The organism is Bacillus alkalicellulosilyticus, from assembly GCF_002019795.1.
In the GTDB taxonomy this organism is placed as follows: domain Bacteria; phylum Bacillota; class Bacilli; order Bacillales; family Bacillaceae_F; genus Bacillus_AO; species Bacillus_AO alkalicellulosilyticum.
In genome coordinates this window covers 3,637,822-3,651,930 of sequence record NZ_KV917381.1, presented here as the reverse complement: position 1 = coordinate 3,651,930, position 14,109 = coordinate 3,637,822, and the positions used below count along the sequence as shown (strand labels likewise).

The 14,109-nt window shown below is 39.5% G+C and carries 12 protein-coding genes and 1 other annotated feature; of the genes, 10 read left to right on the top strand and 2 right to left on the bottom strand.

Going from position 1 to position 14,109, the window contains the following annotated elements; all coding sequences use genetic code 11:
• Positions 1-28: 28 nt before the first annotated feature.
• Positions 29-502, bottom strand: a complete 474-nt coding sequence (locus BK585_RS18355) for a LiaI-LiaF-like domain-containing protein (RefSeq protein WP_078555390.1) — start codon at positions 500-502, stop codon at positions 29-31.
• A gap of 217 nt (positions 503-719) precedes the next feature.
• On the opposite strand from BK585_RS18355, the gene hemA reads away from it, so the two are divergent.
• The 9 genes from hemA (at position 720) to ysxE (ending at position 10,758) form a co-directional block, all read left to right on the top strand.
• Entirely contained in the window at positions 720-2,114 is a 1,395-nt protein-coding gene (gene hemA / locus BK585_RS18350) for a glutamyl-tRNA reductase (protein ID WP_078555389.1), read from the top strand.
• Positions 2,115-2,132: 18 nt separating this feature from the next.
• Positions 2,133-2,951, top strand: coding sequence for a cytochrome C assembly family protein (locus tag BK585_RS18345; protein WP_078555388.1), 819 nt, complete (start codon positions 2,133-2,135; stop codon positions 2,949-2,951).
• An 88-nt stretch (positions 2,952-3,039) separates the two neighbouring features.
• A complete protein-coding gene (gene hemC, locus BK585_RS18340; protein ID WP_078555387.1) occupies positions 3,040-3,972 on the top strand; it encodes a hydroxymethylbilane synthase in 933 nt (310 codons plus the stop codon).
• On the top strand, positions 3,972-4,742 hold the full coding sequence (locus tag BK585_RS18335) for a uroporphyrinogen-III synthase (protein WP_170885645.1): 771 nt from the start codon (positions 3,972-3,974) through the stop codon (positions 4,740-4,742). The genes hemC and BK585_RS18335 overlap by 1 nt, the downstream gene beginning before the upstream one ends.
• Positions 4,739-5,713 carry a porphobilinogen synthase gene (gene hemB, locus BK585_RS18330; RefSeq protein ID WP_078555385.1) on the top strand — a complete coding sequence of 325 codons (975 nt, stop codon included), beginning with the start codon at positions 4,739-4,741 and terminating at the stop codon, positions 5,711-5,713. The genes BK585_RS18335 and hemB overlap by 4 nt, the downstream gene beginning before the upstream one ends.
• Before the next feature lie 18 nt (positions 5,714-5,731).
• Complete coding sequence (gene hemL / locus BK585_RS18325; protein WP_078555384.1) at positions 5,732-7,015, top strand: glutamate-1-semialdehyde 2,1-aminomutase; 1,284 nt, start codon at positions 5,732-5,734, stop codon at positions 7,013-7,015.
• A gap of 547 nt (positions 7,016-7,562) precedes the next feature.
• A complete protein-coding gene (gene spoVID / locus BK585_RS18320; protein WP_170885644.1) occupies positions 7,563-8,792 on the top strand; it encodes a stage VI sporulation protein D in 1,230 nt (409 codons plus the stop codon).
• Between the two features lie 20 nt (positions 8,793-8,812).
• Complete coding sequence (locus BK585_RS18315) at positions 8,813-9,733, top strand: hypothetical protein (protein ID WP_078555382.1); 921 nt, start codon at positions 8,813-8,815, stop codon at positions 9,731-9,733.
• A complete protein-coding gene (gene ysxE / locus BK585_RS18310; protein ID WP_078555381.1) occupies positions 9,730-10,758 on the top strand; it encodes a spore coat protein YsxE in 1,029 nt (342 codons plus the stop codon). Before BK585_RS18315 ends, ysxE begins: the two co-directional genes overlap by 4 nt.
• A gap of 29 nt (positions 10,759-10,787) precedes the next feature.
• Here the strand turns inward: ysxE and BK585_RS18305 are convergent, their stop codons facing one another.
• The gene (locus BK585_RS18305; protein ID WP_078555380.1) at positions 10,788-10,973 is read right to left on the bottom strand and encodes a hypothetical protein; all 186 of its coding nucleotides are present in this window, start codon (positions 10,971-10,973) and stop codon (positions 10,788-10,790) included.
• 146 nt (positions 10,974-11,119) lie between these two features.
• Positions 11,120-11,344 (top strand) — a binding site (T-box leader).
• A gap of 52 nt (positions 11,345-11,396) precedes the next feature.
• Between BK585_RS18305 and BK585_RS18300 the strand changes: the two genes are divergently transcribed.
• Positions 11,397-14,039: a valine--tRNA ligase gene (locus BK585_RS18300; RefSeq protein ID WP_078555379.1), complete on the top strand. Its 2,643-nt coding sequence runs from the start codon at positions 11,397-11,399 to the stop codon at positions 14,037-14,039.
• Positions 14,040-14,109 lie beyond the last annotated feature (70 nt).

Here is a 14,109-nt window from a genome sequence, read left to right as displayed (position 1 = left end):
CAGTGCTTCAAAAAATAACGGTTTTACGTTATTTTCTTCTAACAACTAGGTAGATGCCGAGGATGATAAGTAGTATAGGCCAAAAGCTTTCGATGACTGAAAAAATGGAGTTGAACCACGTAACGAAACCACCTGATATAAAGCCTAATACAGAGACGATAAGTAATATAATTCCTGGCCATAATCCTTCCTTTTTTGTCTTCATGTATAAAAAGATGAAGGAAAGACCGACAATGAGCGTATACATTGCCCAATGTGTAGGCCATGTTGTAATATGATGTAATAAATGAAAATGAATGCCGAGCCCAGTTAACAAAGCACCAGGAAAAAGATAAGTATTATCACCAACAAATGCTTGAAATAAAAAGGCAACACCAATGACAACTAATATAGAAGGCCATGTTAAGAACTGGTCGAGAAAAGGAACATTGAACTGTTGAATAAAAAAGAAAAGACCAACACCTATAAATAAAACACCAGGGAAAATACCTTGACGCTTCAAACAAGACAACTCCTTTTCATTTTTTTCCTGAGAATGGATATTTTATCATATCTAAGACACAATACCAACATAATACCATAGAGGTTCAAGAAGTGTTCATACTTTTTTTTTGAGTTCAAATAAAACCATGTTATAATGTGTAAAGATTGTTCGTACGTTATAGAAAAAGACGCCGATGAATGCTGTATTGATTACGTAGTGGGGGTGAAACATTCAAATGCACATCATAGTCGTAGGATTAAACTATAAGAAAGCTCCTGTAGAGATTCGTGAGAAATTTACATTTCCAGAAAGTGAACTTCCACAGGCGTTACAAAAGCTTCGCAGTATGAAAAGCATACTTGAGTGTACGATTGTCTCCACCTGTAACCGCACTGAAGTGTACGTGGTAGCTGATCAGCTTCATACTGGACGTTATTTTACAAAGTTATTTTTATCTGAATGGTTCGGAATGGACCGCCAGGATTTCATACCATATATAGATATTCGTGAAGACCATCATGCGATCGAGCATTTATTCCGTGTAGCCTGTGGGTTAGATTCAATGATCCTAGGGGAAACACAAATTCTTGGTCAAATCCGAGATAGCTTCCTATTCGCCCAACAAAATCAGGCAACGGGAACGATTTTCAATCAGCTGTTTAAACAAGCTGTCACACTTGCTAAGCGCGCTCATTCAGAAACGGAAATCGGCAATAATGCGGTTTCTGTTAGTTATGCGGCAGTTGAACTTGGCAAAAATATATTTGGTGACTTTTCTGACAAGCACGTTGTTGTATTGGGTGCAGGAAAAATGAGTGAGCTTACAGCAAAACATTTGCATTCAAATGGAGCTAGTCAAATTACGGTCATTAATCGCACTGAGGAAAAAGCAGCGCAACTAGCTAAACGATTCCTTGGTCAAGCTAAACCAATGGAAAAGCTAGAGCAAAGCCTAGTTGAAGCTGATATTTTAATAAGCTCAACGGGTTCAAGAGATTATGTCATTTCTAAAGAACTTGCGAAACAAGCGATGAAAAAGCGCAAAGGTCGTCCGTTGTTTATGGTTGATATTGCCGTACCGCGTGATTTAGACCCGGCATTAGCAGAGTTTGATGACATTTATTTATATGATATTGATGATTTACAAAATATCGTTCAAGCGAATTTAGCGGAACGCCAAAAAGAAGCAGAGAAAATTGAGCTTATGGTTGAAGAAGAAATTGTTGAATTTAACCAATGGTTAAGTACGTTAGGTGTGGTTCCTTTAATTTCTGCGCTTCGCACAAAAGCATTAGCGATTCAAGCAGAAACAATGGAAAGCATTGAGCGAAAGCTTCCTGACTTGTCGGAAAGAGACTTAAAAGTACTTCGCAAACATACAAAGAGTATTGTGAACCAATTGTTACGCGATCCGATTACTCGCGTGAAAGAATTAGCCGGAGAAGAAGATTCAGAGCAAGCTCTAGCTCTTTTTACAAAATTGTTTGCTCTAGAGGACGAAGTTGCATTGCAACAAGAAAAAGAAAAACAACAAGAGCGGCAGCGAAAAGCTGAGCTTGAGTGGGAACAAACTAAGAAAGAATTTGTTTCCTATGCAGCACCAACCGAAGATGCAGTCGTTCGCTCCTAAGAGAGGAGTTTACTATACGTGTTTAATGTTATATATCTAATTACTATCATTCTTTACTGCTTAAGTGTATTAGGTTATTTCATTGATTTTATTCAAAACAACCGGAAGGCTAACCGTATCGCCTTCTGGTTGCTTTCTATTGTCTGGGTACTACAAACCACTATTTTCCTACTTCGAATGGCGGAATTAAATCGCCTCCCGATTTTAACTCAATTTGAAGGGTTATTTTTTTATGCCTGGGTAGTTGTGACGATTTCCCTCTTCATTAATTGGTATTTCCGAGTCGACTTTCTCGTATTTATCGCCAACGTTTTTGGGTTTGTAATGATGGCGATTTCACTTTTTGTACCTACAGGAGATGTCTCTCAACAATTATCGCAACTTCTCATCTCAGAGCTGTTAGTCATTCATGTTGTACTGATTTTATTATCTTATGCGGCCTTTAATTTAGCTTTTGCGATTTCCTTAATGTATGTGATGCAACACCAAATGCTAAAGAGGAAAATCTGGGGGAAGCGGTTGCTTCGTTTTGGAAATTTATCGAAGCTCGATAAGTTAGCTTTTATCATGACAATGTTTGCGTTTCCGACCTTTTTATTAGGAATTATCCTTGGTTTTGTATGGTCTTCTATTGAATTAGGAGAACTTCCTTTTACTGATGCAAAAGTAATCAGCTCACTCGTTGTGCTAGGTGTATATGCTGTGTATTTATACCAACGGGTAGTAAAATTAGTTAGAGGGTATACAATGGCCTTGTTAAATATTGCAGCATTTTTATTGTTGCTCATTAATTACTTTATGTTAAGTCGGTTTTCTGAGTTTCATTTGTGGTACTAAAGGTCAACTTTTTCAGTGGCTTCCTTTTTGAACTACAAATGGTAAACCTATATAATAGATAACAGTCAAAGAGAAATTGGAGGTTCACATGAGAAAAATCGTGATTGGTTCCAGAAAAAGTAGTTTAGCGTTAACACAAACAGAATGGGTCATTGACCAGCTAAAGAAGCTCGGTCTTCCCTATGAGTATGAAATAAAAAAAATCGTAACAAAAGGTGATAAAATCCTAGATGTTACGTTATCAAAAGTAGGCGGAAAAGGATTGTTTGTGAAAGAGATTGAACAAGCGATGCAAGATAAAGAGATAGACATAGCCGTTCATAGTATGAAAGATGTCCCATCTGTTTTACAAGAAGGGTTCACATTAGGAGCAGTAACAAAGCGTGTAGACCCAAGAGATGCGTTTATTTCAAAAGACCATGTTTCACTAGCTGATTTACCAGCTGGTTCGATCGTTGGAACAAGTAGTCTACGACGATCGGCTCAATTGCTAGCAAAACGTCCTGACCTACAAGTGCAGTGGATTCGGGGTAACATAGAAACTCGCCTACGTAAGTTAAAAGAAGAGAATTTCGATGCGATTATTTTAGCTGCTGCTGGCTTGGAGAGAATGGGATGGACAGAGGAGACTGTAACTGAATTTTTAGAGCCAGATGTGTGTATACCAGCTGTTGGGCAAGGAGCACTTGGTCTTGAGTGTCGTTCTGATGATGAGGATGTTATTGCCCTGCTGCAACATTTAAACGACCCAGATACAGAAAAAGCAGTGACAGCAGAACGAACTTTTCTTCACCGAATGGAAGGTGGTTGCCAAGTTCCGATTGCGGCTTACGGCACCATCGATGAGTCCAACCAAATTAAGATGTCTGCATTAGTAGGATCTCCAGATGGAAAAACAATTATTCAAGAAACGATGGTTGGGAAAGATCCAGTGGAACTTGGTGTGGCGATTTCTGATAAATTGTTGCAAGCAGGAGCCAAAGAAATTTTAGATAAAGTAAAAAGAGAGCTTGACCAATAGTGGACCGTTTGCCCCTTCTCAATCAACGTATTGTCGTAACGAGGGCGAAGGAACAAGCAAAATCACTCTCAAAGAAAATCGAGGAATATGGCGGAACGGCAATTGAAGTTCCGCTCCTTGCTTTTCAAGCAACCAAACAACCCCTCTTTAAGGAAAATAGATTACATACGTATGACTGGGTCCTATTTACAAGTGTAAATGCCATTACATATTTTTTAGATTTACTAGATGATAAAAGTATATTACATACAAAAAAGATAGCAGTTGTAGGAAACAAGACGCTAGACTGCTTGCAGCAACACGGTTTGTCAGCTTCTCTTGTACCCCCTCGTTTTGTCGCGGAGAGCTTGTTAGAAGAGCTTCGATTACAGCTTTCACCAGGAGAAAAAATTCTTTTTCCAAAAGGGAATCTTGCAAGAGATGTCATTTCTGTCGGTTTACAGGAGGATGGTTATCTCGTAGACGACCTCGTTGTATATGAAACAGTTATTGATTGGAGCTCTAAGGAAAAGCTGCAATCCCTTATGGAAAAAGCTGAGTATGATTTTATAACGTTTACAAGCTCTTCGACGGTTACTCATTTTTTTACGCTTCTTGAGGGTAAGCTAAGCTTAAGTGCCATACAACAAAAAAAGTTTGCATGCATTGGTCCGATAACGGCTAATACATTACATAACTATGGAATTACAACCCCTATAATAGCCGAACCGTATACAACAGACGGGTTACTGTCTACAATCATTTTGAGTTTAAAGGAGGAAATGGAATGAGAGATTTACAATTTAATCGTCATAGACGTCTTAGACAAAGTGCTTCTATTCGAGCAATGGTTAGAGAAACGACGTTACATACTGATGATTTAATTTATCCACTATTTGCAGTTGAAGGAGAACAGGTCAAAAACGAAATCAAGTCGATGCCTGGAGTCTATCAACTATCTTTAGATTACTTACTAGAGGAAGTAGCTGAAGTGGTGGAGCTTGGAATTCAAGCGATTATTTTATTTGGAGTACCGAATGAAAAGGATGATGTAGGTACATCAGCGTACCATGACCACGGAATCGTCCAAAAGGCAATAAAAGTCGTAAAGGATAAGTTCCCAGACTTAACGGTGATTGCAGATACATGCTTATGTCAGTTTACTGACCACGGCCATTGTGGCGTAATTGAAGATGGAAAAGTGTTAAATGACCCTACTCTCGATTTATTAGCAAGAACGGCTGTTTCTCAAGCGAAGGCAGGAGCTGATATTATTGCGCCATCTAACATGATGGATGGCTTTGTTGCTGCGATTCGTCATGGACTGGATGAAGCAGGATTTGAGGATGTTCCAATTATGTCGTATGCTGTCAAGTATGCATCAAGCTTTTATGGACCATTTCGTGATGCTGCTCATAGTTCTCCTAAATTCGGCGACCGCAAGACCTATCAAATGGATGCAGCCAATCGCTTAGAAGCACTTCGGGAAGCACAATCGGATATCGAGGAAGGCGCTGATTTTCTCATTGTAAAGCCAGCCTTATCTTATTTAGATATCGTTCGTGAAGTAAAAGATATGACAGGCTATCCAGTAGTTGCTTATAACGTAAGTGGCGAATACTCGATGATTAAAGCAGCGAGTCAAAACGGTTGGGTCGATGAAAAAGGGATCGTACTAGAAATGCTAACAAGTATGAAGCGTGCGGGCTCTGATTTAATTTTAACGTACTTTGCTAAAGATGTAGCTAGATGGTTAAAGTAAAAAAAAGAGGTGAAAGAAATGAGATATGAGCGTTCGAAACAAGCATTTGAAAAAGCCAAACCGCTAATGCCAGGCGGAGTGAATAGCCCAGTTCGCGCGTTTAAATCGGTGAAAATGGATCCGGTGTTTATGGAGCGAGGAAAAGGTTCTCGTATTTATGATATTGACGGAAACGAGTATATTGACTATGTCCTATCGTGGGGGCCACTCATTCTCGGTCACGCCGATGAAAAAGTGGTTGAAGCGTTAAAAGAAGTAACAGAGCGCGGGACAAGCTTTGGTGCCCCAAATGAATTAGAAACAAAGATGGCTGAGCTTGTCATTGAACGTGTTCCATCCATTGAAGTCGTACGCATGGTCAACTCTGGAACAGAAGCAACGATGAGTGCTCTTCGCTTAGCGCGAGGCTATACTGGTCGAAATAAAATCGTAAAATTTGAAGGGTGTTACCATGGACATGGGGACTCACTTCTTATAAAAGCAGGCTCTGGTGTTGCTACGCTTGGTTTACCAGATAGTCCAGGTGTTCCTGAATCTGTCGCACAAAATACATTAACGGTTCCTTATAATGACCTAGATAGCTTACGACTTGCGTTTGACAAATTCGGGGATGACATTGCTGGTGTAATTGTCGAACCTGTTGCTGGAAACATGGGTGTCGTTTTACCGGAACCAGGATTTTTAGAATCATTGCGTGAGCTGACATCAGAAAATGGAAGCTTACTTATTTTTGATGAAGTAATGACAGGCTTCCGTGTTGGATATCACTGTGCCCAAGGATACTTTGGCGTTACTCCTGATCTAACTTGTCTTGGAAAAGTAATTGGTGGAGGCTTGCCAGTTGGTGCTTACGGCGGAAGACGAGAAATTATGGAACAAATTGCGCCAAGTGGTCCAATCTATCAAGCGGGTACACTGTCAGGTAACCCATTAGCGATGACAGCAGGATATGAAACACTGTCTCAACTAACAGAAGTGGATTATGAGCATTTTGAAAGATTAGGATCACGCTTAGAAAAGGGTTTATCCGAAGCGGCCACAAAACATAGCATTCCGCACTCCACAAGTAGAGCTGGGTCAATGGTTGGATTCTTCTTTACGGATGAAAAGGTAATAAACTTTGAAAAAGCATCTACTTCCAACCTAGACTTCTTCGCAGCCTATTTTAAAGAAATGTTAAACCAAGGCATTTCCTTACCACCTTCACAATTCGAGGGAATGTTCTTATCGACAAAACATACCGAAGCGGATATTGATAAAACAATTGAAGCCGCAGAACGAGCATTTGCTACATTAAAATAAAAAGCAGAGCGATGAATTGAATTACATTCATCGCTCTTTTTTATTAGGAGGAAAAAGCGAGGGAAGGGGTGACGAATAAGAATAATCGTGCCCGGTGGAAAGGAAAAAGCAAGGGAAGGGGTGACGAATAAGAATAATCGTGCCCGGTGGAAAGGAAAAAGCAAGGGAAGGGGTAACGAATAGAAATAATCGTGCCCGGTGGAAAGGGAAAAGCGAGGGAAGGGGTGACGAATAAGAATAATCGTGCCCGGTGGAAAGGAAAAAGCAAGGGAAGGGGTAACGAATAGAAATAATCGTGCCCGGTGGAAAGGGAAAAGCGAGGGAAGGGGTAACGAATAGAAATAATCGTGCCCATTGGAGCGAAGTAAAGGAACACTGGTAATGTAAGAACAATCACCACTTGTTTCTATTTCTTCTTCAAAATCGGTTATAAATCAAATGAATTCCGAAGAAGTGTTCATATTCTACTTTGTCTTGTCATAGGTTTAACTGTACAGACATGACCGAAACAGAAGGAACTAGAAATAGATTGAAGGAGGAAGTCGCTGTGACCCAAGATCATCCATCAAAATTATCTTTTTCAATTGAGGAGTCAGTTTGGCTCAATAAAGGCCAGGAAATTTCAGAAATTTTATCAATGTCATTGGATCCAGAAATTACGATTGAAGAAAGTGAACAGCATGTTTTTATTCGTGGGGGTTTACAATTGGTGGGGGAATACCGACCAAACAAAAATGTTCCAGAAGAAGAAAATATACCGAGTAACATTGATGAGCTGGCAAGCTTTCGTTCGATTGAACAAGTAACGGTATCGGAAGACGGAATTGGTGAGATTAAACATTATTTTCCAATTGATGTAACGATTCCATTAAATCGAATTAACAACTTAGAAGATGTTTATGTACAAGTTGAAACATTTGATTATGATTTACCGGAAAGAGGATGCATCCAACTTACTGCTGATGTAACGATAAGTGGGATGGCCACACATGAAGTAGAACGAACGAATGAAGTGCAAGAGGAGCCAGAAGAACAACTGGAAGAACAACTCCCAGTTTATGAGCAACAACAGGCACCACCAGAACCGGCGTTTAGAAGCTTCCAATTTGAAGCGAGACAGCGTCCAGCTGCACCACCAGAGCCGATTGCAGCAAGTCAACCTCGTGCTGAAGGAGAAGGAATTGGTCTTGGTGTCGCACCAGTCGAATCTACTCCTCAAGAGGAAGAAGTCAAAGAGCCAGTTTTAGCAACAGGAGCAGAACAAGCATCAGAAGAAGAAGAGCCTGTTCCAACTGTAGTCACGGCCCCACGAGCGGGAGAGCGAAAAGAAGACAACCAAGTGCAGGCGACAGCGGCACTTCAAGTAGAGTCAGAAGAAGCACATGAAGACATTGAAGAAGTTGAAGAACAAGATGAAGTACAAGATGAAGTACGTAATGAAGAGGAACATCAAACAAAAATTAATCTAGCACCGCTTAAAGATTTAGCGGTAGTTAATACGGATCAATCCAATGAAGTGGAAGAGGGACGTGAAGAAGAAGTCGAGCCAGAGAGACCTACTTCACAAAAGGATGAAAATGCACTTTACTTAACGAAAATGCTAACTAACGGGGAAGAGCAGTTTTCAAAATTAAGAATGTGCATCATTCAAGAAAATGAATCGTTGGATACCATTGCGGAACGCTATCAACTTCAAACCAGCCATCTCGTTCGCGTTAATCGATTGGAAAATGAGCAAGTAGAAGAAGGACAAATTATCTATATACCAAAAAGGTAATAGAATAGGGGAGAATTCCAATGGAGGTTCTCGAATTAATCAATCAAAAATATGATGTAAAAATCACAAAGTGGAAAGAAAACGATGTGATTGAAACGGATAAAGGGTTAAAACGGGTCCGTTTCTGGAACGAGTATTCATTGCTACAATGGCATGTTTCCTGGCGAGATGAATGTAGCATTAATCCTTATTTGATCACTGATAAAATGATACGTACGAAGAGCAATCAGACAGAGGTCGAATACAACAAAGGGTGGTTTACACTTCATGATGAGGTGACCACCCTCTCTCCTATGATTGAAGAAGAGCAAAAATGGGGACAACTCCTCGCAAAAGTTTTAAACTACGGTTTACATTCTTCTTATGGAGAGGAAATAACGTCATGTTCTTTTCCATCATTGGACAAATATGAGCCACTTGCAAATACCTTTAAGAACTTTACTAAGGATACGCAAAAGATTATTTATACTTGCTTTGATGAAGCGAAAAGTAGAGTGGCAAAAGCACAATATATTAGAAAAAGAAATAAAGATGTTACAGCACCTTTACTAGATTCCATTTCTAGCCTTTATCAAGCGAGAACTCATAACCGAGTGCTGTTTTGGCAAGGAACGATGGCAAAGCCTGAACGAGGATATACACAGTTTTGTGGATTTATCAAAGAATGGAAACGAATTCATGGAGAGGCTTCACTGACACAAGTCTTAAATGAAATTAATCGTTCGTTTGAGATGAAAAAAAATGGGCAACTTGAGCTATTATTAGCAGATTTCCTATTACCATGGGAACTTGTCGAACTGCTAGATTCAGCTCAACATTGTCAGTCAATAGAGGAATGTCAAGCAAACTACGAAGTATTTCGGGCTCGCTGGAATGAAAATCAAGAAATGATTCGATTTTTACTTGAGTGGCATAACGAAGGGAAGGCAAATAGAACATGAATACGAATGAGCTATATCATTATCAGGCGATCTTATATCACTATGATTTGAATCCTACAAAAATCGAAGCTTTTGGCCGGATAAAAAAAGTGTATACAGACCGTGGCATTTTTGCATTAAAAGAGTCAAGAATGAACAAGGAGCAAGCTGACAACTTTGCCTATCATATACGCAAGCTTGCACGGCTTAATTATCGTTATACGGTACCGGTCATTCCTAGTAAATATGGTGAACTAGTATTAGTGACAGATGCATCTTCCTATTATTTAATGCCCTGGATGGAAAAAGAACCGTATTCACACAGAGAGTCACCGGAACAACTAATGGTTGAACAAATGGGAATTATTCATCAGTTGACAGTTAAAACTCAATCTTATACAAAAGAAACAATAGAAGAATCCTATCAAGCTCTTATTCAAAGATGGGATTCAAAACGTCTAGAACTTGAACGTTTTGCTGATGTGGCAGAACAAAAAATTTACATGTCGCCATATGAACTAACGTATATGACTCATATTCACCAAATGCTTTTACTCATTGAAGAAGCCAAAAATCATGCGAAACAATGGTTTGACATTGTGAGTGAGAAAGAAAAATACCGCACTGTCTTTTGTCATGGGAACCTCTCAAGGTCACATGTTCATTTTTCTAAACAAGGTGACCCATTATTATTTAATTTTGAGAAGGCTGGACTTGATACACCTGCAAGAGATTTGGCTTTGTTTTGTCGACAGTCGTTTAGGTACAGTTTATGGAATGAAGAAGAAATGGTAAGCTGGTTTCAAATTTATGACAATCATCTACCTCTTCATGAAGAAGAAAAGCATCTTTTACAAGGGTATTTAAAGTTTCCAGAGCCTGTCCGATTTTCATTAGAAAAATATGTGAATAAAACTCCAGACCAAAGTGAACTTGACCACGTTCGCCGTTTAGAGAAAAGAATTATGACGATGCGACGTGTGAAACGGTTAGATGCCTTTTTATTTCCACCAAAATCAACTGAACAAGGAGTATCAACACAATAGCTCACCTATACTTTAGGGTGAGCTATTTGTCATATTACACCAATGAGGAAGCTTACATACACAATAATTAAGACGATTAGGATAAGAACATCGAACATTGTTGGTAAGAAAAGAGTGCGTATAAATTGAAAGCAAACAAGGTAAAAGATACATTGATAGATAGCGTAGCGAAAGCGGACAAGCCATGATGGTGGACGAAATCTTCGGTTGGGCATGTAAATCCCCTCCTTCTCGTTGTTCTTACTTTTAACGTATGCAAGATATAGACGAATGTGAGTAGGACTGCATGAATTAATGAAATAATGGCTATGCTGATATTGACGAATACCAGGGTAAAAAGGTAAAATATATCAAGATAAATGCAACTGCAATGATAGGGAAGAGTAAATCCTGAACCCTACAGAGAGGAAAATCAGTAGCTGTGAGATTTTCCAGGATGTACGGATTGAACGTCACCCTTAAGCAGCTTTCTTGAACCGTACAGTAGAGAAAGCCGGCACAGCCGTTAAACTGATGAGTGTGTAACACATTTTTTTGTGTTGCAAACAAAGGTGGTACCGCGAAATCTTCTCTCTTCGTCCTTTGAGACGGGGGGAGTTTTTTATATTTTACAATACATATAAAGGAGGTTCGCATCGATGGAAAATAATGAAGTTTCGATGCCAACAAAATACAATCCTCAGGAAACTGAAGCAAAATGGTACCCTTACTGGTTAGAGGGAAAGTTTTTTGAAGCAACAGGAGATGAATCGAAAAAGCCGTATACAATCGTTATTCCTCCACCAAATGTTACTGGAAAGCTTCATTTAGGTCATGCCTGGGATACAACATTACAAGATATTTTAATTCGAACAAAGAGAATGCAGGGCTATGATGCTCTTTGGCTTCCTGGGATGGACCATGCCGGAATTGCAACTCAAGCAAAAGTAGAAGGGAAACTAAGGGAAGAAGGAGTAAGTCGCTATGATTTAGGACGAGAAAAGTTCCTTGAAAAATCGTGGGAGTGGAAGGAAGAATACGCAGACTTCATTCGTAAGCAATGGTCAAAACTTGGCTTAGCACTCGATTATTCGAGAGAACGTTTTACATTAGATGAGGGATTATCAAAAGCGGTTCGTGAAGTGTTTGTTCGTTTATATGAAAAAGGGTTAATTTATCGTGGCGAATACATCATTAACTGGGATCCGCAAACGAAAACAGCTTTATCCGATATCGAGGTCATTTATAAAGATGTTCAAGGGCATTTTTATCATATGAAATATCCTCTATCTGATGGAAGCGGAGAGATAGAAGTTGCTACGACTCGTCCTGAGACGATGCTTGGTGATACTGCAGTTGCTGTTCATCCTGAAGATGAGCGCTATAAGCACTTAATTGGTAAAACAGTTAAGCTTCCAATCGTAGGTCGCGAGATTCCAATTGTGGCTGATGATTATGTTGATATGGAATTCGGTTCTGGTGCAGTTAAGATTACCCCTGCTCATGATCCAAATGACTTTGAAATTGGAAATCGCCATAATTTAGAACGCATCCTGGTGATGAGTGAAGATGGGAAAATGAATGGAAATGCTGCGAAGTACCAAGGACTGGACCGATTTGAATGTCGTAAACAAATCATAGCAGACCTTCAAGAGCAAGGCATCTTATTTAAAATTGAAGAGCATATGCATTCAGTTGGTCACTCTGAACGAAGTGGAGCAGTAGTAGAACCTTATTTATCAACACAATGGTTTGTAAAGATGGATCCTTTAGCCAAGCAAGCAATTGACCTTCAAAAAGGAGAAGGAAAAGTTAATTTTGTTCCTGACCGCTTTGAAAAGACGTATTTGCATTGGATTGAAAACATCCGCGATTGGTGTATTTCTCGTCAATTATGGTGGGGGCACCGTATACCAGCTTGGTATCATAAAGAAACGGGTGAAGTGTTTGTTGGTCAAGAAGCCCCTTCAGACATTGAAAATTGGGAACAGGATAATGATGTGTTAGATACGTGGTTTAGCTCAGCGCTTTGGCCGTTTTCAACGATGGGCTGGCCTAATAAAGAAGCTTCAGATTTCAAACGTTATTATGCCACTGATGTTCTTGTAACAGGATATGACATCATTTTCTTCTGGGTATCAAGAATGATATTCCAAGGACTTGAATTTACAGGAGAACGTCCGTTTAAAGATGTACTCATTCATGGACTTGTTCGAGATGCAGAAGGGCGCAAAATGAGTAAATCATTAGGAAATGGTATTGACCCGATGGATGTTATCGACAAATATGGTGCAGATGCATTGAGATTCTTCCTTTCTACAGGAAGTTCCCAAGGAAATGATTTGCGTTTTATGATGGAAAAGGTAGAATCGACATGGAACTTTGGTAACAAGATTTGGAACGCATCTCGGTTTGCTTTGATGAATATGGAGGGACTTACGTACGAGGAAATAGATTTAAGTGGAGAAAAGTCTGTAGCAGACCAATGGATTTTGACAAGACTACAAGAAACGATTACAGATGTTACTCGCTTAATTGATACGTATGAATTTGGCGAAGTAGGACGAATTCTTTACAACTTCATATGGGATGATATTTGTGACTGGTATATTGAAATGGCAAAGCTCCCGTTATATGGAGAAGATGAAACAGCTAAAAAGACAACAAGATCCATCCTGGCGTATGTTTTTGACCAGACTCTTCGACTGTTACATCCATTTATGCCGTTTATTACCGAGGAAATATGGCAGCATTTGCCGCATGATGGCGAATCGATAACAGTTGCGAGTTGGCCAGTTTCTAAGGAAGAATTAACATTCCCAACCGCAGTTCAAGATTTCAACTTGCTAAAAGGAATCATTCGCTCTGTACGTAACACTCGCTCTGAATTAAATGTACCAATGAGTAAGCAAATTGAACTCCACATCAAGGCGAAGGATGCCAAAGTGTTAGAACAATTAGAGCGTGGAAAAAGCTATCTTGAGAAATTCTGTAATCCGAGCGAGTTGAAAATTGGTGTAGATCTTGCAACACCTGAAAAATCAATGTCTTACGTGATAACGGGTGTAGAATTATTCTTACCATTAGCAGGATTGTTAGACTTAGATGCTGAAATTGCTCGATTAGAAAATGAAGTGGCGAAACTAGATAAAGAAGTTGAGCGAGTTCAGAAAAAACTTAGCAATCAAGGCTTTATCGCAAAAGCCCCTGAACAAGTAATTGAAGAGGAACGCGCGAAGGAAAAAGATTATATAGAAAAAAGAGAAACCGTTCAAGCCCGAATTGCCGAGTTAAAAGGATAGACATACTAAGGAAAGCAAGCTTCGCAGTAATCTGCGACTTGCTTTTTCTTCAAATATATTATGGCTTTGC

Bases quoted from the DNA above. Each gene is read 5' to 3' on its own strand.
- hemA (WP_078555389.1), top strand. From the start codon at position 720: ATGCACATCATAGTCGTAGGATTAAACTATAAGAAAGCTCCTGTAGAG.
- hemC (WP_078555387.1), top strand. From the start codon at position 3,040: ATGAGAAAAATCGTGATTGGTTCCAGAAAAAGTAGTTTAGCGTTAACA.
- hemB (WP_078555385.1), top strand. From the start codon at position 4,739: ATGAGAGATTTACAATTTAATCGTCATAGACGTCTTAGACAAAGTGCT.
- hemL (WP_078555384.1), top strand. From the start codon at position 5,732: ATGAGATATGAGCGTTCGAAACAAGCATTTGAAAAAGCCAAACCGCTA.
- BK585_RS18315 (WP_078555382.1), top strand. From the start codon at position 8,813: ATGGAGGTTCTCGAATTAATCAATCAAAAATATGATGTAAAAATCACA.
- ysxE (WP_078555381.1), top strand. From the start codon at position 9,730: ATGAATACGAATGAGCTATATCATTATCAGGCGATCTTATATCACTAT.
- BK585_RS18305 (WP_078555380.1), bottom strand. From the start codon at position 10,973: ATGCCCAACCGAAGATTTCGTCCACCATCATGGCTTGTCCGCTTTCGC.
- BK585_RS18300 (WP_078555379.1), top strand. From the start codon at position 11,397: ATGGAAAATAATGAAGTTTCGATGCCAACAAAATACAATCCTCAGGAA.